This is a genomic window from Acidovorax sp. LjRoot118 (genome assembly GCF_964253575.1).
Taxonomy (GTDB): domain Bacteria; phylum Pseudomonadota; class Gammaproteobacteria; order Burkholderiales; family Burkholderiaceae_C; genus Acidovorax.
The window spans coordinates 488,717-513,540 of record NZ_CAXURB020000001.1; the positions used below are offsets into that span (position 1 = coordinate 488,717).

Annotated in this window: 19 protein-coding genes; 9 read left to right on the forward strand and 10 right to left on the reverse strand. The window is 69.0% G+C overall.

What is annotated here, in order from left to right; genetic code table 11:
• Positions 1-7: 7 nt before the first annotated feature.
• From ACSQ9E_RS02365 to ACSQ9E_RS02380, 4 genes are all read right to left on the reverse strand, one after another.
• Complete coding sequence (locus tag ACSQ9E_RS02365; protein ID WP_436216796.1) at positions 8-1,717, reverse strand: FecR domain-containing protein; 1,710 nt, start codon at positions 1,715-1,717, stop codon at positions 8-10.
• 74 nt (positions 1,718-1,791) lie between these two features.
• Complete coding sequence (locus ACSQ9E_RS02370) at positions 1,792-2,484, reverse strand: response regulator transcription factor (protein ID WP_179681769.1); 693 nt, start codon at positions 2,482-2,484, stop codon at positions 1,792-1,794.
• Between the two features lie 93 nt (positions 2,485-2,577).
• On the reverse strand, positions 2,578-3,660 hold the full coding sequence (locus tag ACSQ9E_RS02375; protein ID WP_436216797.1) for a formylglycine-generating enzyme family protein: 1,083 nt from the start codon (positions 3,658-3,660) through the stop codon (positions 2,578-2,580).
• A gap of 5 nt (positions 3,661-3,665) precedes the next feature.
• Positions 3,666-3,923: a hypothetical protein gene (locus tag ACSQ9E_RS02380; RefSeq protein WP_179681767.1), complete on the reverse strand. Its 258-nt coding sequence runs from the start codon at positions 3,921-3,923 to the stop codon at positions 3,666-3,668.
• 111 nt (positions 3,924-4,034) lie between these two features.
• Between ACSQ9E_RS02380 and ACSQ9E_RS02385 the strand changes: the two genes are divergently transcribed.
• Positions 4,035-6,014: a CHASE2 domain-containing protein gene (locus ACSQ9E_RS02385; RefSeq protein ID WP_436216798.1), complete on the forward strand. Its 1,980-nt coding sequence runs from the start codon at positions 4,035-4,037 to the stop codon at positions 6,012-6,014.
• A gap of 106 nt (positions 6,015-6,120) precedes the next feature.
• Positions 6,121-9,438 carry a FecR domain-containing protein gene (locus ACSQ9E_RS02390; protein WP_436216799.1) on the forward strand — a complete coding sequence of 1,106 codons (3,318 nt, stop codon included), beginning with the start codon at positions 6,121-6,123 and terminating at the stop codon, positions 9,436-9,438.
• A 15-nt stretch (positions 9,439-9,453) separates the two neighbouring features.
• Here the strand turns inward: ACSQ9E_RS02390 and ACSQ9E_RS02395 are convergent, their stop codons facing one another.
• Both ACSQ9E_RS02395 and ACSQ9E_RS02400 read right to left on the reverse strand, forming a co-directional pair.
• Positions 9,454-10,758, reverse strand: a complete 1,305-nt coding sequence (locus tag ACSQ9E_RS02395; RefSeq protein WP_436179497.1) for a tryptophan--tRNA ligase — start codon at positions 10,756-10,758, stop codon at positions 9,454-9,456.
• A gap of 43 nt (positions 10,759-10,801) precedes the next feature.
• Positions 10,802-11,470: a site-2 protease family protein gene (locus ACSQ9E_RS02400; RefSeq protein ID WP_436216800.1), complete on the reverse strand. Its 669-nt coding sequence runs from the start codon at positions 11,468-11,470 to the stop codon at positions 10,802-10,804.
• A 187-nt stretch (positions 11,471-11,657) separates the two neighbouring features.
• Between ACSQ9E_RS02400 and ACSQ9E_RS02405 the strand changes: the two genes are divergently transcribed.
• A complete protein-coding gene (locus ACSQ9E_RS02405; RefSeq protein ID WP_436216801.1) occupies positions 11,658-12,857 on the forward strand; it encodes a methyl-accepting chemotaxis protein in 1,200 nt (399 codons plus the stop codon).
• A 3-nt stretch (positions 12,858-12,860) separates the two neighbouring features.
• On the opposite strand, the gene ACSQ9E_RS02410 is transcribed toward ACSQ9E_RS02405, so the two are convergent.
• Positions 12,861-13,496 carry an L-threonylcarbamoyladenylate synthase gene (locus ACSQ9E_RS02410; RefSeq protein ID WP_436216802.1) on the reverse strand — a complete coding sequence of 212 codons (636 nt, stop codon included), beginning with the start codon at positions 13,494-13,496 and terminating at the stop codon, positions 12,861-12,863.
• Between the two features lie 18 nt (positions 13,497-13,514).
• Positions 13,515-14,387 carry a 3',5'-nucleoside bisphosphate phosphatase gene (locus tag ACSQ9E_RS02415; protein WP_436216803.1) on the reverse strand — a complete coding sequence of 291 codons (873 nt, stop codon included), beginning with the start codon at positions 14,385-14,387 and terminating at the stop codon, positions 13,515-13,517.
• Between the two features lie 189 nt (positions 14,388-14,576).
• Here ACSQ9E_RS02415 and ACSQ9E_RS02420 point away from each other — a divergent pair, with 189 nt between their 5' ends.
• The 3 genes from ACSQ9E_RS02420 (at position 14,577) to ACSQ9E_RS02430 (ending at position 18,761) form a co-directional block, all read left to right on the forward strand.
• Complete coding sequence (locus ACSQ9E_RS02420) at positions 14,577-16,370, forward strand: methyl-accepting chemotaxis protein (protein ID WP_436216804.1); 1,794 nt, start codon at positions 14,577-14,579, stop codon at positions 16,368-16,370.
• Positions 16,371-16,611: 241 nt separating this feature from the next.
• Entirely contained in the window at positions 16,612-18,426 is a 1,815-nt protein-coding gene (locus ACSQ9E_RS02425) for a methyl-accepting chemotaxis protein (protein WP_436216805.1), read from the forward strand.
• 110 nt (positions 18,427-18,536) lie between these two features.
• Entirely contained in the window at positions 18,537-18,761 is a 225-nt protein-coding gene (locus ACSQ9E_RS02430; protein WP_057268337.1) for a tautomerase family protein, read from the forward strand.
• A 13-nt stretch (positions 18,762-18,774) separates the two neighbouring features.
• Here ACSQ9E_RS02430 and recJ read toward each other — a convergent pair whose 3' ends face one another.
• Together recJ and ACSQ9E_RS02440 are read right to left on the reverse strand one after the other, a co-directional pair.
• Positions 18,775-20,490, reverse strand: coding sequence for a single-stranded-DNA-specific exonuclease RecJ (recJ, locus tag ACSQ9E_RS02435; RefSeq protein ID WP_436216806.1), 1,716 nt, complete (start codon positions 20,488-20,490; stop codon positions 18,775-18,777).
• The gene (locus ACSQ9E_RS02440) at positions 20,487-21,437 is read right to left on the reverse strand and encodes a phosphoglycerate mutase (protein ID WP_436216807.1); all 951 of its coding nucleotides are present in this window, start codon (positions 21,435-21,437) and stop codon (positions 20,487-20,489) included. Before ACSQ9E_RS02440 ends, recJ begins: the two co-directional genes overlap by 4 nt.
• 80 nt (positions 21,438-21,517) lie before the next feature.
• Here ACSQ9E_RS02440 and ACSQ9E_RS02445 point away from each other — a divergent pair, with 80 nt between their 5' ends.
• The 3 genes from ACSQ9E_RS02445 to lolD are packed head-to-tail and all read left to right on the forward strand — an operon-like array spanning position 21,518 to position 24,774.
• The gene (locus tag ACSQ9E_RS02445; protein WP_436216808.1) at positions 21,518-22,774 is read left to right on the forward strand and encodes a lipoprotein-releasing ABC transporter permease subunit; all 1,257 of its coding nucleotides are present in this window, start codon (positions 21,518-21,520) and stop codon (positions 22,772-22,774) included.
• Positions 22,775-22,799: 25 nt separating this feature from the next.
• Complete coding sequence (locus tag ACSQ9E_RS02450) at positions 22,800-24,053, forward strand: lipoprotein-releasing ABC transporter permease subunit (protein WP_436216809.1); 1,254 nt, start codon at positions 22,800-22,802, stop codon at positions 24,051-24,053.
• The gene (lolD, locus tag ACSQ9E_RS02455) at positions 24,046-24,774 is read left to right on the forward strand and encodes a lipoprotein-releasing ABC transporter ATP-binding protein LolD (RefSeq protein ID WP_436216810.1); all 729 of its coding nucleotides are present in this window, start codon (positions 24,046-24,048) and stop codon (positions 24,772-24,774) included. Before ACSQ9E_RS02450 ends, lolD begins: the two co-directional genes overlap by 8 nt.
• Positions 24,775-24,824: the final 50 nt, after the last annotated feature.

Sequence of the window (24,824 nt, forward strand, 5' to 3'; positions counted from 1 at the left end):
CAAGGGCTCAGGGGCGGCGCACGGGCTCACCGCCCATGGTGGACAGGGGCAGCCCGGAGCTGGTATTCAGCCCCGTGCCCACGCGGATGCTGCGCGGCGGTGAGAACTCGCTTTGCAGGCCCGAGGGGTCCAGCACCTGGATGCGCACGAAGTAGGTGCCTGCAGCCAAGCCATCCGCAGAGGTCCAGCGGGGCTCGTCGAGCTGGATGTCCTGGATGATGGTCTTGAACTCCAGGTCTGGTGCCAGCTGCACGCGAAAGCGCTGGCCGGCCTGGGCGGGCCAGTGCAGGCGCACGATGGTGTCGCCATCCGTCGCCTGCATGGCCGACAGGTCCAGCGCAGCGGGCTGCTGGGCCACGGCGAAGGGCTGCGCGGGTGCGAACGGCCCCTGGTCCAGTGCGCCACCGGCGGGCTCTGCGATGGTGGCCGCGCGCCAGAAGTAGTTGCCCAGGGGCAGTGTGGCCAGCGTCAGCTGGCAGGTGCCGAGGCGGCCCTCGTCCAGCAACGGCGTGGCGAAGTCGGCGCTGGCCGCCACCTGGATGCGGTACCAGCGGGCACCCGGGACCTCGGTGCAGCGCAGCGCGCCGGTCACGCGCGGCAGCACGGCGCCGGGGGCCGGCTGCTGGTACAGCGGCGGCACCGGCCGGGTCTTGATGGTGATGGGGCGCGTGGCCGGCAGGCCGGCAATGCCGGCCTCGTCAACGGCGCGCACGGCCAGGTGGTAGCTGCCATCGTCGAGTGCCGCCCAGCGCAACTGGCCATCGGCAAAGCGGCCGCTGCGCAGCACCTGCGTCATGGCCGCATCGCGCGCCACCTGGGCGGTGAAGGCCGTGGCGCCAGGGGTCGCAGGGACATTGATGGCCAGCAGGCCCAGGTCGTGCAGCTGGGCGGGTACGGTGGACAGATCGGGCGGCGCCAGCAGGTTGCGTGGTGCACCCAGCGTCCCATCGGGCGCGACGGACAAACCCTGGCCACGGGCCAGCAAGGTGGTGTCGGGGGCCGGTTGCGCGGCATTCTCGGCACGCGACTGCACGGCCACCGAGCCTTCCAGCACCGAGGCCGTGGCCTGGCCCGAGGCCGCCAGCGCCACACCGAACTCGGTGCCGCGCACGCTGGTCACGGCGCGCGGCGTGCGGATCTCGAAACGGCGCAGTGCATCGGCGCTGGGCGTCACGCTCGACTCCACGCTGCCGGCGCGCATCTCCAGCACCGATTGCACGCTGCCTGTGCGCCCACGGCGGCGCAGCTGGCGCAATTGCAGGTCGGACTGGGCCTGCACGCGCACCAGCGTGCCGTCGGCCAGGCGCACGGCGATATAGCTGTCCGGCCCCACCTGCAGGCGGGTGCCTTCGTCCAGGCGGGCACCTTGCGCCACAGGCTGCGTTGCGGCCTGGGCGCCGGGCTGCGCCGTGGCGCTGCCGTGCACGAATTCCACCTGGGCCGAGGCCTTGGGCTGCAGGCGCACAGGGATCCACACGGTGGAGCCCGGCTGCAGGTGCCTTGGGTTGGCCACCTTGTTGCGCTGCTGCAACAGCAGCCACTGGCGTGGATTGTCCAGGTAGGCGTTGGCAAGGCCTTCGAGCGTGTCGCCGGCCCGCACGGTGTGCGGGATTTCGTCCGTCTGCGCCTCGGGGGCGTTTTGCGCATGCGCGCAACCGAGTCCCGCCGTGAGCAGGGCAACGGCCGACAGGGGCAATGCAAGGCGGTGGGTAGCCACGTCAACTCTCCTAGGTGCCGCAGGGGGCGGCAAAGCTTCAGTCAGAACCGTTGTATCCATTGCGCAATGGGACACTAGCGGCCAGGCTCGACCGCTTCGAACCGGTAGCCCACACCATACACGGCGGTGATGAAGTAGCCGTTGACGGGGCGCAGGTCCAGCTGGGTGCGAAGGCGCGAGACATGGGTGTCGAGCGAGCGCGACAGCACGTCCGAACCCTGCCCCCAGATCACCTCCTTGAGGTGGTCGCGCGAGAGCAGGCGCCCCATGTTCTGGAACAGGAACAGGGCCAGGTCGTATTCGCGGTTCTTGAGTTCGGCAGGCGTGCCGTTGATCTCCAGCGAGCGCGATTCGGGAAAGAACCTGTAACGCCCGAAATCGAGCGCGCCACCGGTGCTCTGCGGGTAGGCTCGGCGCAACAGCGCGGCCACGCGCGCATTGAGCTCGCCAATGCGCACGGGCTTGACCATGAAGTCGTCCGCCCCGCTGCCCAGGCCTTCGACGATGTCGCGCTCTTCCTGCCGGTTGGTCACGAACAGGATGGGCAACTGCTTGCCCACGTTCTCGCGCACCCAGCGCACCACCTCGGGGCCGGTGGTGTCGGGCAGGTGCCAGTCCACGATCAGCAGGTCGAAGGTTTCGCGGCGCATCTCGCGCATCAGCGCGGCACCGGTCAGGTGGGTATGGCACACATGGCCCATCGCTTCGGTGGCCTGTTTGATCAGATCCAGCTGAAGCGCATCGTCGTCTAACGCCGCTATGCGCATGGTCGTTCCATTCAAGATTAACTGTGCATTATTCGCGATGTGCGGCGGCCCATTCCATGCCCCATCTTGGGGATCGCCAGGTTTGACAGTTGTTCACCGTGCCACGGGCGATGACAGGCGGCGCTTGGCTGCCGGGCTCGGGCCGGGCCGGGCGGCTGCGGAGGGCGCGATTTCGCGCAGCAGCCGCATGCCCACCAGGGTGTAGCGGGTCTGCGGGCTGTTCCAGTTGCGGTAGCCACAGCGTGCGTAGAAAGACCAGGTGTGCCAGGAGCCCCCGCGGCGCACGCGCACGCTGCCCTCGGCCGGGCCCCCGGGGTCCACGACCGGTGATTCGGCGTAGTAGGTGTCGCCATGCCAGTCGGCCACCCACTCCCAGGCATTGCCCAGCATGTCCTGCAGGCCGAAGGCATTGGGCGCGTAGCTGCCTACGGGGGCGGTGAAGGCGTGGCCGTCGCTGCCGCGCAGCGCATGCTGCTGCCAGCGCAGCCAGTAGGGGGCTGCGTCCTGGTCGAAGGTGTTGGCGTTCTTCAGCAGCCCCTCCGGGTCGTCGCCATGCGGGTAGCGGGTGCGCGTGCCGGCGCGGCAGGCGTATTCCCACTCGGCCTCGGTCGGCAGGCGGTAGCGGTGGCCTTCGGTGCGGCTGAGCCACTGGGCCAGGGCCTGGGCGTCGTTCCAGGTGACGTTGACCACGGGGTGGTCGTCACCCTGCGGGAAACCCGGGTTGTGCCACGAGTAGCGCGGGTCGCGCCCTTCGAAGGCATCGCCGCGCCGCGTGGTGGCCGGGTCGTACAGAGCGTTGTAGCCATAGCCGCCGGTGCCGTCGGCCTCCGATTCGGGCTGGTAGCCCGACGCTGCGAGGAAGCGCCGGAACTGGCCTACCGTGACTTCGTGCTGCCCCAGGTAGAAGGCTGTGCTGATGACCACCCGGTGGGCCGGGCCTTCATCGGTCAGCTCGGCAAAACGCTTGGGCTCCAGCTGCGGGTAGGCCTGTGCCAGCACATCGGGGGCCTCGACACCGCCCATCACGAAGCTGCCCGCGGGCAACTTCACGAATGGCATGCCCAGGCTGTTGGTCCACACGGGGTGTTGCCGGTCATGGCGTACCTGGGCCAGCGCGGGCAGACCCGTGGCAAGCGCGAGCACGGCGGTGACGGCAGCAGTTTGGCGCCTGGCCATCGGGCTCAGCGATTGGGGTTTTCGCTCACGCACTCGAAGACAAGGCGCGAGCCCTCGTTGCGCAGCAGCTTGGGGAACAGGGCCAGCTTCTGGCATTCGCGGGTGGCTGCGTTGTAGGCCGGCGAGGCATCGGTGCCATACACCGGCACGCTGAAGGTGCGGTCCCGGCCCGATGCCATGGGCCCCGAGGGCGGGCGGGTGGTGGCCGATTCGCAGCCCGCAAGCAGAGCCAGCAGGGCAGCGCATGCAATCAAGGTCTTCATGGAAGTCTCCGGTAGGCGTCGGGCCAGTCTAAGCCAGTGTGGGCGGATAGACAGCATGCTTTGCTGCAGCCGCGCCCTGGGATACAGTACGTTACATATGATGGGAGTTGTATGGCCTGGATCCGGTCGGCGGTGTCAGGGGATGCGGGGCGCCAGTGGGCGCTGCGCCTGCTCGTGCCGCTGGGACTTTTGGCCGTGCTGCACCTGCTGCCGGTCTGGCAGCCGCTGCAGCGCCTGGAATACGATCTCTTCAGCAGCCTGACGGCGCCCGTGCGGCCCGATGCCGGCGTAGTGGTCATCGGCATCGACGAGCCCAGCCTCGCGGCCCTGCAGGCCGCGACTCCGCTGCCCCGGCGGCTGCATGCGCGATTGGTCGACGCGCTTTCTGCGTCCGGCGCGGCGGGGCTCGGCATCGACCTGCTGTTGTCCACCGCCCAGACACCCGAAGACGACGCAGCCCTGGGCCGAGCCCTGCACGGGCGCATGCCGGTGGTGCTGGCCAGCGCCCAGGTAACCGTGCAGAGCGGGCAGGTGGCGCAGTACCAGCAGAGGGTGATGTCCGTCTTCGACCAGGCGCGCCACGGCGACGTGGGCATGCACCCCGACGACGACGGCGTGCAGCGCAGCGCACCCGGGCACAGCGATGCCATGTGGCGTGTGCTCGCACAGGCTGCGGGTCGCACCATCGTGCCACCGCCACCCGGCGCACTGCTGCGCTACTACGCCCCCGAGGTGGCGCTGCCTTATGTGCACTACACCCAGGCGCTGGACCCGGCGCGGCTGCTGGCGCCCGGTGCGCTGCAGGGGCGCCTGCTGCTGCTCGGCCAGAACACACCGGTGGGCGGGGTGGACCAGTTCACCACGCCGCTGCGCACATTGGGGCAAGGTACGCAGTCGGGCGTGATGCTGCATGCCACGGCCCTCATCAACGGCCTGACCGGCGACTGGATCGTGCCTGCGCACCCGGCGCTCCCGCTGCTGCAGGCGGCAGCGGCCATTGCCCTGGTGGCGGCGCTCACGCGGCGCTGGCGTGGCTGGCTGGCCGTGTGGCTGAGCGTGGCGCTGGCGCTGCTGGCATTGATCGGCGGGCTGTGGGCCTACCTGCAGGGTGTCTGGTGGCCCACGCTGCCCACGCTGGTGGCGCTGGCGCTGCACTTCAATGTGGGCGCGACTGACAGCTACTGGCGTGAGCGGCGCCAGCGCGAGCGCCTGCGGCTGGACTTCGGGCGCTACGTGCCGCCGGCCGTGGTCAGCGCGCTGATCGCCAGTGGGGCGGCACCGGCCATCAGCGGTGAGCGGCGCGTGCTCACGCTGCTGTTCTCGGACCTGGCGGGCTTCACCTCGGCCAGCGAGCACCTGCCACCCGAGGCGGTGGCGCGTGCGCTCAACGCCTACTTCACGCGCATGACCTATGCCGTGCACCGCCATGGCGGCACGCTCGACAAGTTCATCGGCGATGCCGTGATGGCCTTTTGGAACGCCCCCGTGGCCGAGCCGCAGCACGCGGCACGCGCGCTGGCCTGCGCGCAGGAGATGCAGGTGGAAATGAACGCCTTGCGCAGCCAGTGGGCGGGAACCCCCTTTGCCGGGCTGCAGCTGCGCATCGGCCTGCACACGGGCGAGGCGGCCGTGGGGCACCTGGGCTCCGAAGGCCGCTTCACCTACACCGCCGTGGGCGACGCGGTGAACACCGCGGCCCGGCTGGAAGGCGCCAACAAGGCTTTCGGCACCGGCATCCTGCTGTCCGAAGCCACGCGCAGCGCGCTGCCGCAGGAGGGGGACCAACCACTGCCCTTGCTCTGGCTCGACGCCGTGGTGCTGGCCGGCCGCAGCAGCGGCATCGATGTCTACACCCCGTGCGAGGATGCGCCGCTGGTGGCCACCAGCCTGGCTTTGCAGACCCATGTGCGTGCGGGCCGCTGGGGCGAGGCCCTGGCGTGCTGCGACGAGTGGCGGGCACGGGCCGTGCACCTGGCGCCGCTGTGGGCCGCCCAGGCCGACCGGCTGAAGACGCACGTGCAGGGTCTGGCCGATGCCCAGGGACCTGCTGCGGCCGGTGCTGACGCATTTGCGCACGCGCTGGAAAAATAACCCTGAAAGGCCCGCTATGCCGTCGACACGCTTGTGGATCACGACCCCGGTTGCCCTGGGAGCGTGCGCCTTGTGCCTTCCCGGTGCCTGGGCCCAGTGTGCGGGGGTGTCCGTCGCCCCCGACGCTGTGGCTGCGCAGGTCGTAGCCCTGGCCGGGCAAGGCCAGACTCGGCCGGCAGGCCAGGGCCCCTGGTCGCCTGCCGCGCTGGCCCAGCAACTGGGCGCGGGTGCGGGCGTGCGCACGCTGGAGTTGTCGTCGGCCGCGCTGCTGCTGGCCGACCGCACGCAGATCCGCATGTCGGCCAACGCGCAGCTGCGCCTGTGCGAATCGCAGCCCGAGCGCACCCTGCTGGAGCTGGCCGCCGGCCGGCTGTGGGCGCGCACCAAGAAAGCCCCGGCCTCGCTGCAACTGCAGACTCCTGCAGCCCTGGCCGTGGTGCGCGGCACCGACTGGGATGTGGAGGTGGATGCGGCGGGCCGCACGACGCTCACCGTGCTCTCGGGCCAGGTCGACCTGTCCAACGATTTCGGCCGGGTGGAGCTGGGCCCGTCGGAACAGGGCACTGCGGAGCCTGGCAAGGCACCGGTCAAGCGCGTGCTGGTGCGCCCGCGTGACCGGGTGCAGTGGGTCATGGCCAACCCGGTGGATGCCGCGCGCTGGGCCGAGCTGCAGGGCCCCGATGTGGCGCCCCCGTTGTCCTCCATCCGCGACGACCTGCGCACGGGCCAGTGGCCGCGCGCGCGGGAGCGGCTACTGGCGTTGTCTGCCAGCGGGCAGGGCGGCGCTGTGGCCGAGCTGCTGCTGGCCGACCTGGAGGTTTTCGACGACCGCATGGACACGGCCCAGCAGCGCCTGGCCAACGCCTGGCAGCGCACGCAGGACCCGCGCACGGCAGCGCGCCGGGCCGAGCTGCTGATGGCGCTGGACCAGGGCGCACAGGCACGCGCCTGGCTCGATGCCGCGCGCGCCCGGGCACCCGAGGCCACGGCGCTGTTACTGGCCGATGCCGATTGGCACCGCCTGGAAGGGCGTGGCGAGGAGGCCATCGCCCTGTACCGGCGTGCCGTGGCCGGTGCCGAGGCACGCCAGGAGCCCACTACCGACCAGGCCGCTGCCCAGTGGGGCCTGGGGCGCGCCCTGCGTGAGCGCGGCGACCTGCGTGGTGCGCGCCAGGCCCTGGCAAGCGCGGTAGCGCTGGCGCCAGAGCACCCGGCCTACCAGGGCGAGCAGGCCACGCTGGCGGCCGAGGCCTTGAGGTTGCTCGATGCCCAAAGCGGTTTCGCGGCCGCCCTGGCCCAGGCGGGTGACGACTATGTGAGCCTGGCAGGCGCGGGCCTGCTGGCACTGCAGCAGGGCGACCCCGCCGCCGCCCGCACCCAGTTGCTCAAGGCCCTGGTGATCGAGCCGCGCTACGCCCGCGCCCAGGTGTGGCTGGCCGTGGCCGAGTACCAACTGGGCGAGCGCGCGGCTGCGCTCGACTCGCTGGCGCGCGCCCGCGTGGCCGACCCGAACGACCCGCTGCCCTGGCAGATCGAGTCGGTGCTGCGCAATGACCAGGGTGAGCCGGTGCAGGCCATTGCCGCCGCGCGCGAGGCGCTCATGCGCCTGCCCTACCTCAAGTCGCTCGACCCGCTCACCAGTGACAGCCAGGGCTCGGCCAACCTGGGCAAGGCGCTCGGTGACTTCGGCATGGAGCACTGGGCGCGGGCCTATGCCAGCGCCTCGTACTACCCGCTGTGGGCGGGAAGCCACTTCTTTCTGGCCAACCGCTATGAGAGCGATTTCAGCCGCAATTCCGAGCGCTACCAGGGCTACCTGAGCGACCCTACGGCCTTCGGCGCCAGCGAGAAGCAGGCGCCGCTGATGCTCACGCAGGGGGGCGAGTGGCTCTGGATCGCCAGTGCCGAGCGCGGTTCGGTGCAGGACAAACTGGCCGCCGATGTCGGCCACCACGGCTTTGCCGCCGCGCCGGTGCCCCTGGCCTGGCAGGTGCGTACCAACGGCGTGCAGATGTGGCCGAACAACGGCGGCGCGCCCAGCTACCGCCTGTCGTCGCCGGGCTTCGATCTGGCGCTGGGCATGCGCCCCACCGAAAGCCTGGGCCTGTTCCTGCTGCACACCGAGGACCGGCTGCGCTACAGCTTTCCGCAAGGGCGTGATTTCGGCAACGGCATCACCTTCAATGGCCTGGCACGCCAGCGCTCTGAGCGCACGGACCTGGGTGGCTCCTGGCGCTGGTCACCCGATGCGCAGACCTGGCTCAAGCTGCACCGCGCACGCTTTGGCCAGGGCCTGGTGCTCGACGATGCCACCTACGGCCCGCAGGATTCACGCATCACCGATTCGGACGATGGCGTGCTGCTGCGCCACACGGTGCAGTGGGGCCCCCGTCGCCTGAGCCTGGGCTGGGAGGGTGCCCGCGGAGCATCCGACTCGGGCCTGTCCGACCCGGTGGTCACCTCTACCCAGCGCACGCAGGCGCGCTTTCAGATGCCCTGGCTGGCGGGCGAATGGCGCGATGGCCCCTGGACCTGGCATGCCGAAGCCTACTGGCCGCGCCTGGCCGTGCGCTACGGCGAGCGCTTCTTCGATTCGCTGACCGACGAGGACCTGGCGGACCCCACTGCCGAGCGCGGCGGCCACGCGCGCCACCCCTTGCCCCGGCTGGGCATGTCCTACAGCATGGGGCCGGGCCGGGCGCTGCACCTGGCCTACGTCGAAAACGTGCGTTCGCCGAGCGCGCACACGCTCTCGCCTGTCGCGCTGGGGGCCATCGCCATCGACCACCATTACCAGTTGCCCGGCAGCTTCGGGCGCAAGCGCGCGGCGCAACTGGATTGGGAGTTCGATGAACGCACCTTCGGCTTCGCCATGCTGTCCAGCCAGGACATCGTGAACCCCACCTTTGCCAACGGCAGCCTGGTACTGCCGCCCCGGGGCCTGGTGAACCTGGACCGCGTGGGCAGCCTGGGCGCGCAGATCCAGACCGGGCAGACCGTGGTGGACCCGTACAACGAGAACCCGGTGTTCAGCCAGGGCCGGTTGCACCAGGCGGGCGTGGCGCTCAACCGGGTGCTGGCGCCGCGCTGGAGTGTGCTGGGCAGCTACGGCTGGGCGCAGTCGCGCAACCTGGGCAACCAGTTCGGGGGCAATGCGCTGCCGGGATTTTCACGGCATACACTGGCGTTGGCCAGCGTATGGAAGCATGGCGGGCGCGACCTGTCGGCCGGCTCGCTGGTCTACAGGGGCTCGCGTTTTGCGGACGAAGCCAATGGCATTGCCCGCAGGCCGGGCTGGGATCTGGTGCTGGTGCACTCCATGGATTCGGCGGACCGGCGCTGGTCCTTTATCGCCACGGCGCAGGCACCGCTCAATGGCGACACCCGGCCGACCCTGTGGGCGCGCGTGCGCTACAGGGATTGAAGGGGCGCGGCTGTATCAGCTGGCAGTGGCTGCATCCGCCAGTGCCTGCAGCGCCGCCGTCACATCGGCCGGTTCTACTCCGTCCACTTGCGCCAGCCGGGGTGCCAGCGCCTGCAGGGCATCGCCACCCTTTTGCAGTTGGCCGATGGCCTGGCCGGCCTCCTTGGGGGCGTCAAAGCCTGTGCTCTGCAGCAGCAGGCGGCCGTCGGCCGCCACGAGCTTGAAGTAGAACTTGCCATCGGCCTCGCGGTACTGCTTGAACGAGGGCAGGGCCACCTTGGCTGTCTTGGCCGCTTTGGTGGCTGTGCCGGCCTGCACCAGGCTGCGCAGGCCCACGGCCGAGCGCAGCTCGCGGATGAAGGGAGTTGCCAGCGCGCGGGCACGCTCGGCGCCGGCAAGCAGAGTCTGCTCAATGCGGGCGGGGTTGTTGATCAGCTCTTCGTACTGCGCACGCATGGGGGCGATCACCTGGTCCACGCGTTCGAGCAGCACCTGCTTGGCATCGCCCCAGGCAATGCCGTCGGCGTACTGCTGGCGCAGCGCGGCGGTCTCGGCCTCGGTGGCGAAGGCCTGGTAGATCTGGAACAGGGCCGAGCCCTCGACTTCCTTGGCCTCGCCAGGCGAGCGCGAGTCGGTCAGGATGCCGCCGATCAGCTTCTTGAGCTGCTCGCGCGAACTGAACAGCGGGATGGTGTTGTCGTAGCTCTTGCTCATCTTGCGGCCGTCCAGGCCGGGCAGGGTGGCCACATGTTCGTCGATCGCGGCCTCGGGCAGCACGAAGTGCTCGCCGTACAGGTGGTTGAAGCTGGCCGCCATGTCGCGCGCCATCTCGATGTGCTGGATCTGGTCGCGGCCCACCGGCACCTTGTGCGCCTTGAACATCAGGATGTCGGCACCCATGAGCACCGGGTACATGAACAGGCCGGCCGTCACGCCGTCGTCGGCATCGCGCTCGGCCGCCGTGTTCTTGTCCACGCTGGCCTTGTAGGCGTGGGCGCGGTTGAGCACGCCCTTGCCGGTCACGCAGGTCAGCAGCCACGTCAGTTCGGGAATCTCGGGGATGTCGGACTGGCGGTAGAACGTGACCTGCTCGGGGTTCAGCCCCGCCGCCAGCCAACTGGCCGCGATCTCCAGGGTGGAGCGCTGGATGCGTGCCGGGTCCTCGCACTTGATCAGTGCGTGGTAGTCGGCCAGGAAGTAGAAGCTCTGCACGCCGGGCGTGAGGCTGGCCGCCACCGAGGGGCGGATGGAGCCCACGAAGTTGCCCAGGTGGGGCGTGCCCGTGGTGGTGATGCCGGTGAGAAAGCGCGTGGTGCTCATGGGGGGGAACGGATTCAGCGAAAAAGAGGGAAGGACAAGGCGCTCAGCGCAGCAGTGCCATCAAGGGCGTGAGCAGCAGGTTGATGGCAGCGTAGCCCAGGGTCATCAGCGGGCGCAGCCAGATCGTGCCCACCACGCCGGCCACTACCAGGCCCATCACGATGAAGAAGCCGAAAGGCTCGATGCGCGAGACCATGTGGGCCGCCTTCCAGGGGAGCAGGCCAACGAGGATGCGGCCGCCATCAAGCGGGGGCAACGGAAACAGGTTGAACGCCCACATCACGAGATTGACCAGCATGCCGGCGCGCGCCATCTCGATGAAAAAGCGCTCCTGTACTCCGGCACCGATCAGGCCCACCAGGACCAGAGCCCAGAAAACGGCCTGAACGAAGTTGGATGCCGGTCCTGCCAGTGCCACCCAGACCATGTGCCGCTTGGGGTTGCGCAGGTTGCCAAAATTCACCGGCACCGGCTTGGCATAGCCAAAAAGGAAAGCCCCCGAGGTCGCAAAGTACAGCACCAGCGGCATCAGGATGGTGCCGATGGGGTCGATGTGCTTGAGCGGGTTGAGGGTGATCCGGCCCATCATGTACGCGGTGTTGTCGCCAAAGTGGCGCGCCGCATAGCCATGGGCCGCCTCGTGCACGGTGATCGCGAAGAGCACCGGCAAGGCATAGATCAGAACGGTTTGGATGAGATTGGAGATGTCCACCGGTCCAATTGTCTCAGACGCGCGACATCCGCTCCTCCAAGCAGGTTCCTGGCGGGATTGTTACCATGCCATGGCTGTTTCAAATGGATACAGGCGTGGCAGACTGGGTGCAGGCCCTGTCCGCGCTACATTGAACGCAACGGTCGCCGTACATATACATACAACACTGACATCGGAGATGAATCCCATGGGCCTGGATCGTTTGAAGATTGGAACCCGCCTCATATTGGCGTTCGGCCTCATCGGCCTGATGGTGGCCATCCTGATGGTCGTAGCCTTGAGCGGGGTGGGCAGTGCGGAAGATGCGTACAAGGCCTCGGTGGCGGCCGCCACTGGTCTTACCGACGCGCAGCGCGGTCCGCTGGAGCAGGCCATCCGCCAGGGCCATGGCCACCTGCAGAGCGTGCGCACCTGGGTCTCGGTGCTGGGCGCGGGCGTATTCATCGTGGCGCTGGTGGCCTTCGTGCTGCTGCGCAATGGCATCGTGGCACCGCTGAACCAGGCCATCCTGATTGCTGAGACGGTGGCTTCGGGCGATCTGAGCCAGGAATTTTCGTCCGAGCTCGAAGGCGACTTCGGCCGCCTGCTCACGGCGCTGGGCACCATGGAAGACACGCTGACCGAACTGGTCTCGGGCATCAAGCAGTCCACGGACTCGATCACCGAGGCGGCGGCGGACATCGATTCGGGCAATTCCGACCTGGCGCGCCGCACCGAAGACCAGGTCAGCTCCCTGGCCGACACGGCTGGCAGCATGGCCGAGTTGACCACCACCGTGCGCCAGAACGCCGAGCGCGCCCGCTCGGCCAGCAGCCTGGCCGTGAACGCCTCGCAAATCGCCGAGCGCGGTGGCGCCGTGGTGGGTGACGTGGTGCAGACCATGCAGGCGATCAGCGGCAGCTCGCGCAAGATCGTGGACATCATCCAGGTCATCGAAGGCATTGCCTTCCAGACCAACATCCTGGCCCTGAATGCGGCGGTGGAAGCCGCCCGCGCGGGCGAGCAGGGCCGGGGTTTTGCCGTGGTGGCCAGCGAGGTGCGCAGCCTCGCGCAGCGCAGTGCCGTGGCGGCCCGCGAGATCAAGACCCTGATCAGCCAGTCGGTGGACCAGGTCGAGAGCGGCGCTGGCCACGTGGGCCGCGCCGGCAAGACCATGGAAGAGATCGTGGGCGCAGTCGGCCAGGTCAGCACGCTGCTGGGCGAGATCTCGGGTGCGCTGCACGCCCAAAGCTCGGGCATCGAGCACGTGAACGGCGCCGTGGCGCAGATGGACAGTGCCACGCAGCAGAACGCGGCGCTGGTCCAACAGGCGGCCAGCGCCGCCTCGGCCCTGTCGTCGCGCGCGCAAGACCTGCAGCGCGCCGTGGGTGCGTTCAAGCTGGATTGAGGGTTACAGGCCCAGTGCCTGCAGGCTGCCGCGTCCTTCGCGCACCACCTCGGGGTCGCCGCCCGTGCCCATGGGCGTCAGGTCCACCACCGTGGTGGGCTCGCGGGGGCAGGCCCCGGCATCCACGATGGCATCCACCAGCTTTTCGTAGCGCTCGCGGATTTCTTCCGGGTCGTTCAGGGGGTCGGTTTCGCCGGCAGGGATCAGCGTGGTGGCGAGCAGGGGCGCGCCATGCTGCTCCAGCAGCAACTGCAGCACCTTGCCCTCGGGCACCCGCAGGCCGATGGTCTTGCGCGAGGGGTGGCTCACGCGGCGTGGCACTTCCTTGGTGGCTTCGAGGATGAAGGTATAGGGCCCGGGCGTCCCCAGCTTGAGCAGGCGGTATTGGCGGTTGTCCACGCGCGCGTAATTGGCCAGCTCCGAGAGGTCGCGGCACAGCAGGGTCAGGTGGTGCTTGTCGTCTACCTGGCGGATACGGCGCAGCCGGTCCACCGCATCCTTGTCGTCGAGGTGGCATACCAGCGCGTAGCTCGAATCGGTGGGGACGGCGACGATGCCGCCCTTTTGCAGCAGCGTGGCGGCCTGCTTGAGCAGCCGCGGCTGGGGGTTGTCGGGGTGGACTTCGAAATACTGGGCCATGGGGAAGATGCAGTCAGGTCAGGCGGCAGCCGCCGGGCGTATGCGGTCGGCCAGCAGCTCCCAGATGGGGGTCAGCGTACCGGGCAGCGGCGGCAGGGTGCCCAGGTCGGTGTGCGATTCGTCGGGGCTGTGGAAATCGCTGCCGCGCGATGCGGCCAGTCCGAATTCCTGGGCCATCGCTGCGTAGGTCACATACTCCGGCGGGCTGTGGCTGCCGGTCACCACCTCCACGCCGCGTCCACCGTGGGCCTTGAACTCGGAGAACAGCGCGTACTCTTCGTTCGCGCTGAACTTGTAGCGCGCCGGATGGGCGATCACCGCCATGCCCCCGGCCTGCGTGATCCAGCGCACGGCATCGCCCAGGCTGGCCCAGCGGTGCGGCACGTAGCCGGGCTTGCCCTCGGTGAGAAAGCGGCGAAACACCTCGGAGGTGTCCCTGCAGACGCCTGTTTCGACCAGAAAGCGCGCGAAGTGCGTGCGCGAGATCAGCGCCGGATTGCCCACGAACTGCAGCGCGCCCTCATAGGCCCCCTCGATGCCCACCCGGGAGAGCTGTTGCGCCATGTCCTTGGCACGCTCGCCGCGTCCGCCGCGGGTGGCGGCCAGACCTTCGGCCAGCTGGGTGTTGTCAGGATCGAAGCCCAGGCCTACGATGTGGACGGTGGTATCTGCGAAGGTGACCGAGATCTCCACGCCCGTGAGGTAGGCCATGCCCTGCGCGCGGGCGGCTGCTTCGGCCCGGTGCTGGCCGCCGATTTCGTCATGGTCGGTCAACGCCCACAGCTCCACCCCATTGGCCTTGGCACGCGCAGCCAGCGCCTCCGGGGTCAGGGTTCCGTCGGATACCACGGAGTGGCAGTGCAGGTCGGCGTTGAGCAGGGTGGTGGTCACCGGGTCATTTTAGGGCTTGTACCGATAACGCGGCGTGCTGATTCCAGCAACACTGGTTACAAGCGAGCAGGGCACCTCCCGGTGCCCGCCTGCTGTCCTGGCAGCGATCGCTGGTTTGACGGTTTTCCTAAGGCAAGAACTCACAGAGCCGGACCAGTCTGCTGTCCCGGCAGAGCGTAAGGATCAACCATGAATTTCAACAACCTGCGCGTGGCCCACAAGATGTGGAGCGTGATCCTGGGCTTGCTGGCACTGATGCTGGTGGCCGCCATCTTTACACAGTGGCATGGGCGGCGGGTGACTGCCGACACCGAGGCGGCCGTCGAAAAATACGAGTCCGCCATCACCACGGCGGTGAGCTGGCGGGGCCTGGCCGAGGTGGCCGTCACCATGTCGATGGCCGGCTTCGTGACCACCGATGCCGCGCTCAAGGCCGATTTCGACGCGCGCGTGGCGGCCCTCACGGCCCGCATCACGCCGGTGCAGGAGAAAATCGGCAAATCCTCGGTGTCGGCCGAAGACAAGGCGGCCCTGGCCAACGTGGCCGCCACGCGCGCCGACATCCGCGGCCAGACGGACAAGCTCAAGGCGCTGACCGACGCGGGCGATGCGGCGGCCAAGCAGGAGTACCTGGCCAGCGTCTACCGCCCGAAGGCGGTGGCCTATCTGGAGTCGATCGACAAGTTCGTGGCGGCGCAAGAGCGCCAGCGCGACCAGGCGGTGCAGGCGGCGCATGCCACACGCGACAACCTCGTGGTGATCGGCGCGGCCAGTGCCGTCGTGGTGGTGGTGCTGGGCATGCTGATGGCAGCCTTGCTGGTGCGCTCCATCACGCGGCCGCTCGACCGGGCGGTGCGCCTGGCCGAGGCCATTTCTGCCGGGGATCTCACGCAGGACATCCAGGATGACCGCAAGGACGAGCTCGGTGTGCTGACCCGGGCCCTGTCCGCGATGTCCACCCGCCTGCGCTCCGTGGTGAGCGAGGTGCGGGTCGGCGTGAATTCGGTGTCCTCGGCCTCGGTGGAGATCGCCAACGGCAACCACGACCTGTCGGCACGCACCGAGCAGACGGCGTCCAACCTCGAAGAAACCGCCGCCAGCATGGAGCAGCTGACGGCCACGGTCTCGCAATCGGCCGACACGGCTCGCCAGGCCAACCAGCTGGCAGGCACCGCGGCCCAGGCGGCAGCGCGCGGCGGCGAAGTGGTGGGCCAGGTGGTCAGCAGCATGCAGCAGATCACCGACAGCTCGCGCAAGATCGCCGACATCATCGGCACCATCGACGGCATCGCCTTCCAGACCAACATCCTGGCGCTGAACGCGGCGGTGGAAGCTGCCCGGGCCGGCGAGCAGGGCCGGGGCTTTGCCGTGGTGGCCAGCGAAGTGCGCAGCCTGGCGGGCCGCAGCGCCGAGGCGGCCAAGGAGATCAAGGCCCTGATCAGCGCCAGCGTGGAGAACGTCGAGTCGGGCTCGGCCCAGGTGGCGCAGGCCGGGCAGAGCATGGAAGAGATCGTCTCAAGCGTGCGCCGGGTGAGTGACCTGATCGGGGAGATCACGGCCTCGTCCACCGAACAGCGCGACGGCATCGCCCAGGTCAACCAGGCGGTGACGCACCTGGATCAGATGACACAGCAGAACGCCGCGCTGGTCGAGGAATCGACGGCGGCAGCGGCTTCGATGCGCGACCAGGCGCAGAAGCTGGCCGAGGTGGTGGCGGTGTTCAACGTGGGGGCCATGCCTGCGCGGGCACCGGCGGCCCCCCAGCGCGCCGCGCCCGTGGCCAGCCGGGCCGTGCCGCCACCGGCGCGTCCCGCCGTTGCAGGCAAACCGGCAGCGCGCGCTGCAGCCCCCGCGACAGCGCGCCTGACTTCATCGGCTGCCAAGCCTGCGGCCCCCCACAAGCCCGCCGCAGCAGGGCCCGCACCAGCACCCGCCGCCCGGGCCACGGCCAAGGGCGGGGATGACGACTGGGAAAGTTTCTGAGCCTGGTGGTTGACCTGGTTCATGCCGCGGCCGGCGCCGGGGGCGCCAAAGCGCCCCGGACGGTGCGCAACGGCTTCTGGTCTGTCGGGCGCGACTCTGACATTCGGGTTTGTCCCGGTGGGCGGAGCGTGCCGAGCGCTTGTGGCTAGCGTAGGCTATGCCTTGTGATGAATGTAATTGAATGTTTCCGCCGATGGGCGTGCGAGACATGGCAACGTCACAGGTTCACAAGGAAATGAGCATGCAATTCGACAATATCCGCGTCTCCCGCAAGCTGTGGGGGGCATTCCTGGGGCTGATGATCGCGATGCTGCTGCTCTCCAGCTTCGCGCAGAACCGGGGCAACAACTCCATGACCTCGGCATTGGATGCCGTGATCGAGATCGAGGCGCGCATTTCCGCCGCCGTGCGCTGGCGCGGCGCCACCGAGACGGCCGTCAACATGGTCATGGGCGGCGCGGTGACCACCGATGCCGTGCTGTCCGAGCAGTACGGCGCCAAGGTCAAGGAAATCATCGGCGCCATCAACAAGGTGCAGGAAAAGATCATTGCCTCCGCCACGGCGCCTGAAGAAAAGGCGGCGCTGGACAAGGTGCTGGACGCCCGCAAGGCCGTGCTGGCGGCCACGGCCAAGACCTGGGAGCTCAAGGGCGCCGGCGACGCCGTGGCCACCCAGCAGTTTGCGGACAACGAGTTCGCGCCCTTGGTCACCAAGTACCTCAAGGCCCAGGACGATTTCGTGGCGACGCTGGAAAAGCGCCGCGATGCCATCCGCGCGGACGCCACGGCGCGCCGCATCGAATACGCCATCTCGGGAATCATCATGTCCATGGTGCTGCTGGCGGTGGGCATCTTTCTGGCCTGGAGGCTGGTCCACTCCATCAGCGACCCGCTCAACCAGGCGGTGAGCACCATCGACGCCATCGCCGCAGGCGACCTCACGCGTGAGCTGCAGTCCACCCGCAAGGACGAGTTCGGCCACATGCTGCGCTCGCTGTCGGCCATGTCGGCACGCCTGCGCGGCGTGGTCAGTGAGGTGCGCCATGGCGTGGATTCGGTCTCCTCGGCCTCGGTGGAGATCGCCAACGGCAACCATGACCTGTCGGCACGCACCGAGCAGACGGCGTCCAACCTCGAAGAAACCGCGGCCAGCATGGAGCAGCTGACGGCCACGGTCTCGCAATCGGCCGACACGGCTCGCCAGGCCAACCAGCTGGCAGGCACCGCGGCCCAGGCGGCAGCGCGCGGCGGCGAAGTGGTGGGCCAGGTGGTCAGCAGCATGCAGCAGATCACCGACAGCTCGCGCAAGATCGCCGACATCATCGGCACCATCGACGGCATCGCCTTCCAGACCAACATCCTGGCGCTGAACGCGGCGGTGGAAGCTGCCCGGGCCGGCGAGCAGGGCCGGGGCTTTGCCGTGGTGGCCAGCGAAGTGCGCAGCCTGGCGGGCCGCAGCGCCGAGGCGGCCAAGGAGATCAAGGCCCTGATCAGCGCCAGCGTGGAGAACGTCGAGTCGGGCTCGGCCCAGGTGGCGCAGGCCGGGCAGAGCATGGAAGAGATCGTATCGAGCGTGCGCCGGGTGAGCGACCTGATCGGGGAGATCACGGCCTCGTCCACCGAACAGCGCGACGGCATCGCCCAGGTCAACCAGGCGGTGACGCACCTGGATCAGATGACGCAGCAAAACGCGGCGCTGGTCGAGGAGTCCACGGCGGCAGCGGCTTCGATGCGCGACCAGGCACAGAAGCTGGCCGAGGTGGTATCCATGTTCAACGTCGGCGCCGTGGCTGTGCGAGCGCCTGCCGCGCCGCCGCGTGCGGCCGCCGCACCACGCCCCGCACCGGCCGCCAGCCGGGCCGTGCCGGCACCGGCGCGCACGGCACTTGCCGGCAAACCCGCCGCACGGGCCGCTGCACCGGCAGCTGCGCGCCTGACCTCCTCCGTGCCCAAGAAGGCGACGGCTGCCCACAAGCCCGCTGCCGCAGGTCCCGCACCGGCACCGGCCCCCCGCGCCACGGCCAAGGGGGGAGACGACGACTGGGAAAGCTTCTGACCGCAGGCGCTGCAACGGGGCAGCGCTCCCGCAGACAATCCACCAAGGCAGCGCAGGCTGCCTTTGCCATTCCTGAGACTGCAACTTACCGACGGAAAGAAAGCCTTCCCATGCCCCTGATCAACATCCGCCTGGCCAACCGCGACATCCCCACCACCTCGGCCCAGAAGGCCGCGCTGATTGCCGGTGTGACGCGCCTCATGCAGGAGGTGCTCGACAAGAAGCCCGAGACCGTGACCGTCATCATCGATGAGATCGACCCCGACAACTGGGGCGTGGGCGGCGAGCAGGTGACGGTGGTGCGCCAGCGCGGCAAGGGGCCCGTGCAGGCGTGAGCAGCGCGCCGCGCTAGATTTCTGCGCCTTCCACGAGGAACTGCACCTTGCGTTCCCCGCGCCACTCGTTGACATCGAGGCGAAAGGCCAGCAGCACGCGGGCCGGCAGTTGGTCGGTGTGTCCGAACCAGATGGCGTCGACGGGGTTGCCCTGGTGCATGAGCTTGATGGACAGGTGGTTCTTGGCTTCGCCCACCAGCCGCTGGCTCAGTACCACCACCTCTTCGCTGAAGGTTGGGGGCGCAAAGCCCTGGCCCCAGACCTCGCGGTGCAGGGTATCGACCACGTCGGCACTGCAGTATTCGGGCGCCAGCGGGCCATCGGTCTCGATGCGGCGCGTGAGCGTCGATGCGTCGAGCCATTCCTGCGCCACCTGGGCCAGGGCCTGCTCGAAGGTCTCGAAGGCCTCTGCGGCCACGGTGCAGCCTGCGGCCATGGCATGGCCGCCGAACTTGAGCAGCACGCCGGGGTGGCGCTTGGCCACCAGGTCCAGCGCATCGCGCAGGTGAAAGCCGGGGATGGAGCGGCCCGAGCCCTTGAGCTCGTGCTCCTTGCCCGGCGCACTGCTGGCAGCGAACACGAAGGTCGGGCGGTGCAGCCTGTCCTTGATGCGCGAGGCGACGATGCCCACCACGCCTTCATGGAAGTCGGGGTCGAAGACGCTGATGGCCGGCGGCGGATCCTCGCTCTCATCGAACAGGTTCTCGGCCATCAGCATGGCCTGCTCGCGCATGCCGCCTTCGATCTCGCGGCGCTCGCGGTTGATGGCGTCCAGTTGTCCCGCCAGGTCGCTGGCCCGGCCCGCATCGTCGGTCAGCAGGCACTCGATGCCCAGCGTCATGTCCGCCAGGCGGCCAGCGGCATTGATGCGCGGCCCCAGTGCAAAACCGAAATCGAAGGTGGTGGCCACCGGGGCCTTGCGGCCCGCCGCCGTGAACAGCGCGGCCACGCCGGCCGGCATGGCGCCAGCGCGGATGCGCCGCAGGCCCTGGGCCACCAGGCGGCGGTTGTTGGCGTCCAGGCGCACCACGTCGGCCACGGTGCCCAGGGCCACCAGCGTGAGCAGTGGGTCGAGCTTGGGCTGGCTGGCCGTGTCGAACATGCCACGCTTGCGCAGTTCGGAGCGCAGTTCCATCAACACATAGAACATCACGCCCACGCCGGCCAGGGACTTGCTTTCGAAGGTGCAGCCAGGCTGGTTGGGGTTGACCATGGCATCGGCCGCTGGCAGTTCGGGGCCGGGCAGGTGGTGGTCGGTCACGAGGACCTTGAGGCCCAGGGCCTTGGCCTCGGCCACGCCCTCGACGCTGGCGATGCCGTTGTCCACGGTGATCAGCACGTCGGCGCCGCGCTCCTTCACGCGGCGGGCGATGGGTGGCGTCAGGCCGTAGCCATCGGTCACGCGGTCGGGCACCAGGTAGTCCACGTGCTTTGCCCCCAGCAGGCGCAGGCCGCGCACGGCCACGGCGCAGGCGGTGGCACCATCGCAGTCGTAGTCGGCCACCACGCACAGGTGCAGGTTCTGCCCCATGGCGTCGGCCAGCAGCGTGGCTGCCTGCTGGATGCCCATGAGCCCGGCGGGCGGCAGCAGGCGGGCCAGCCCGTCGTCCAGTTCGTCCTTGTCGCGCACGCCGCGCGCTGCGTACAGGCGTGCCAGCAGCGGGTGCACGCCGGCCTGCTCCAGCGCCCAGGCGGCGCGCGGGGGGATGTCTCTTGCCGTGATCTTCATAGCTGGGGCGCCATCTGCGCAAAGCGGGTGGGCTTGAAATAGGCCTGGATGCGCTGCACCAGGCCGCGTGGGGCGGTGTGCAAGGCCAGGGCGGCACGTTCGCCGCACAGCGTGAGGCGCACGGCGCTGCCCTGCTCGGCCTGGCGCAGCAGCCCGGCCACCGGGCCCGCATCCAGCGCAGCCCAGGCGGCACCCCAGGTGCGCCAGTCTTCGCGCAAGGCGGCGTCGCGCAGGACCAGGGGCATCTCGGGCGCGGGCGTGGCCGTGGTGGCGGGCAGGGTGCCAGCACCATGCACCCAGAAGGAGTTGACCATGGGCAGGCCATGCTCCGCGCGCGCATCGTTGAAGGCATGGGTGTACAGCAGCATCTGCATCTCGCTGTTCAGGCGTTGCAGGGTGCGGGCTTGGGCGGCATCGGGCATCCACGCGCGCACGTCGCGCAGCAATACGCGGTCGAGCGAGGCGGTGGCCAGGCCGGCGAACAAGGGGCCTTCGGCCAGCCAGCGGGTGGGCTGGTCGTAGTGCAGGTGGATGCCGTCCTCGGCGAACCAGGGCGAGACGATGGCCAGCAGCGCGCGCGAGGATTCTTCGGTGAGGCCCAGGGCCTGGGGGTCGCGCAAGGTGATGTGGTCGGTCGTCACCTGCCACTGGCAGGGCGTGACGAAGGCCCAGGCCTTGCCGTCCGCGGGCTGGCCTTGTTGCTGGCGGTACCAGGCAGCCCAGGGCGTGCGCCCATCGTCCGGGGGCAAGCCCAGGGCCTGGGCCAGGGCGCGTTCATGGGGGGAGGAGAAGCTGGTTTCCTCCGCCGTGCTGGAATGCGCCGGGTCGGTCGCAAGCCGCGCCAGCAGGCGGTCCAGGTGCGGCAGGGGCAGGCTGGCCAGCGTTTGCTGGCACCCCTCGGAGGCGCTGGCAGCGTAGGGGATGAGCAAATGGGGGATGTCCGACATCCCCCTATTGTCCGGGATGCCACAATCGCTCCCGCCGGGCTCGGCTATCCCATCAGGGTTCAGGCACTTTTTTCCCATCCATGCAACTTCCCTACGAACTGGCCCTGGGCCTGCGCTACACCCGCTCGGGCCGGGCCACGCGGCGCAATGGTTTCATTTCCTTCATCTCCGGAGCCTCCATGCTGGGCATCGCCCTGGGGGTGGCCGCGCTGATCGTGGTGCTCAGCGTGATGAACGGCTTTCAGAAGGAAGTGCGCGAGCGCATGCTGGGCGTGGTCGCCCACATCGAGATTTTTGCGCCCCAGGGCGCCGCCATGCAGGATGCGGCACGCACCATGGCCGAAGCGCGCAAGAACCCGGCGGTCACCGGCGCCGCCCCGTTCGTGGCGGCCCAGGCGCTGATCGCGCATGGCGACGACATGAAGGGGGCGCTGGTGCGTGGCATCGATCCCGCGCTCGAACGCAGTGTGACTTCGCTGGCGCAGGCCAATGCCGAAGTGCTGGCATCGCTGGTCCCCGGGCAGTTCCGCGTGGTGTTGGGCAGTGAGCTGGCCAAGTCGCTGGGCGTGAAGGCCGGTGACGCCGTGACCCTGGTGGTACCCGTGGCCCAGGGCGGCAGTGGCAGCCAGGGCGGCCCGCGCTACCAACCGCTCACGGTGGCGGGCACGGTGGATTCGGGCCATTTCCAGTACGACTCCACCCTGGTCTGGATGCACCAGGACGATGCCCTGGCCATCTTCGGCCTGCGCGGCCCCACGGGCATCGGCCTGAAGCTGCAGGACCTGCAGCAGGCCAATGCCGTGGCCATACAGCTCGCACACACGCTTAGCGGTGACCTGCTGCTGCGCGACTGGACGCAGCAGAACCGCACCTGGTTCGAGGCCGTGCGGCTGCAAAAACGCATGATGTTCATCATCCTGGCACTGATCGTGGCGGTGGCGGCCTTCAACCTCGTCTCGACCCTGGTGATGACGGTCAACGACAAGCGCGCCGACATCGCCATCCTGCGCACGCTGGGCGCCAGCCCGAAAAGCATCATGACCGTCTTCGTGGTGCAGGGCGCCATGGTGGGCGTGATCGGCACCCTGGCCGGCCTGGCGCTGGGCCTCTCCATCGCCTACAACATCGACATCATCGTGCCCGCCATCGAGAAGGCGCTGGGCGCCACCTTCCTGCCCAAGGACATCTACCTGATCGACCGCATGCCCAGCGAGCCGCAGAGCACCGATATCGTCCCCATCGCCCTCATCTCGCTGGCGCTGGCCTTTGTCGCCACCCTGTACCCGAGCTGGCGCGCCAGCCGCGTGAACCCCGCAGAAGCCCTGCGGTACGAGTGAAGAAGAAAGCGCGCACAGCAAATCTATGCAAATCCCCTACGAACTGGCCCTGGGCTGGCGCTACACCCGCGCGGGCCGTGCCACGCGGCGCGATGGTTTCATCTCGTTCATCTCGGGTGTGTCCATGCTGGGCATCGCCCTCGGTGTGGCGGCGCTGATCATCGTGCTGTCGGTGATGAACGGCTTTCAGCGCGAGGTGCGCGACCGCATGCTCAGCGTGGTCTCGCACATCGAGATTTTGGCGCCCCACGGCGCGCCGTTGCCGGACGTCGCCACCACCCTGGTCGAGGTCAAGCGCAACCCGAATGTGACGGGGGCCGCGCCCTTCGTCTCGGCCCAGGCGCTGCTCTCGCGCGGCCAGGACATGCGCGGTGCGCTGGTGCGCGGCATCGACCCGGCGCTCGAAAGCTCGGTGACGGACCTGGCCGCAGGCAACGAGAAGACGCTCAAGCTCCTGGTGCCCGGCGAGTTCCGTGTGGTGCTGGGCGGCGAGCTGGCGCGCTCGCTGGGCGTGCGCACCGGGGACGTGGTGACGCTGATCGCACCCGCTGGCCAGGTCACTCCGGCCGGCGTGGTGCCGCGCCTCAAGCAGATGACGGTGGCCGGCACCTTCGATTCGGGCCACTACGAATACGACTCGGCCCTGGTGCTGCTGCACCACGAGGATGCCCAGCGCATCTTCCGCCTGGAATCCCCCACCGGGATCCGCTTGAAGCTCCAGGACGTACACCAGGCACGCGCAGTGGCGGCCGAGCTGGCGGGCACCGTGACCGGTGGGCTGGTGATCCGCGACTGGACGCAGCAGAACCGCACCTGGTTCGCCGCCGTGCAGCTCGAAAAGCGCATGATGTTCATCATCCTCACCCTCATCGTGGCGGTAGCGGCCTTCAACCTCGTCTCCACCCTGGTGATGACGGTGACCGACAAGCGCGCCGACATCGCCATCCTGCGCACCCTGGGCGCCAGCCCGAAAAGCATCATGGGCGTGTTCGTGGTGCAGGGGGCCATGGTGGGTGTCATCGGCACCCTGGCCGGCCTGGCGCTGGGCCTGGCCATCGCCTTCAACATCGACGTCATCGTGCCAGCCATCGAGCGGGCGCTGAACGCGAGCTTCCTGCCCAAGGACATCTACCTCATCAGCAAGATGCCCAGTGACCCGCAAAGCGCGGACATCGTGCCCATCGCCCTCATTTCCCTGGTGCTGGCCTTCGTGGCCACCCTGTACCCCAGCTGGCGCGCCAGCCGTGTGAACCCCGCCGAGGCGCTTCGCTATGAATAAGAACAACGCTCCATCCGCCCACTCCCTGCCCGCCGCCCCGCCCGCCCGGGGCGAGGTGGTGCTGCAGGCCCAGGGCCTGACCAAACGCTTCACCGAAGGCCGCCTGGACGTGACCGTGCTGCATGGTGTGGACCTGCAGGTGCATGCCGGCGAAACCTTGGCCATCGTCGGCGCCTCGGGATCCGGCAAAAGCACCATGCTTCACCTGCTGGGCGGGCTCGACGCGCCCACGGCCGGCAGCGTGCGCCTGAAGGGCCAGCAGCTCTCGGTGCTGTCGCCCGAGCAGCAGGGCCGGTTGCGCAATCAGCACCTGGGTTTCATCTACCAGTTCCACCACCTGCTGCCCGAATTCACGGCGCTGGACAACGTGGCCATGCCGCTGCGCATCCGCCGCATGCCCCAGGCGCAGTGCCATGAAGAGGCCGCGCGCGTGCTCGCCTCGGTGGGCCTCAAGGAGCGCCTGCACCACCGCCCGGCTGAGCTGTCGGGCGGCGAGCGCCAGCGCGTGGCCATCGCGCGCGCCCTGGTCACGCGCCCGGCCTGCGTGCTGGCAGACGAGCCCACCGGCAACCTGGACCGCACCACCGCCGACGGCGTCTTCGCGCTCATGCTGCAACTGGCGCGCGAGCAGGGCACGGCCTTTGTGATGGTCACGCACGACGAATCGCTGGCCGCGCGCTGCGACCGCGTTGTGCACCTGGTGCTGGGCAAGCTCGGTTAGCGATCCGGGCCTGGCGCAGGCCTTGGAGTCCGCGGCACGCGGACGCACCT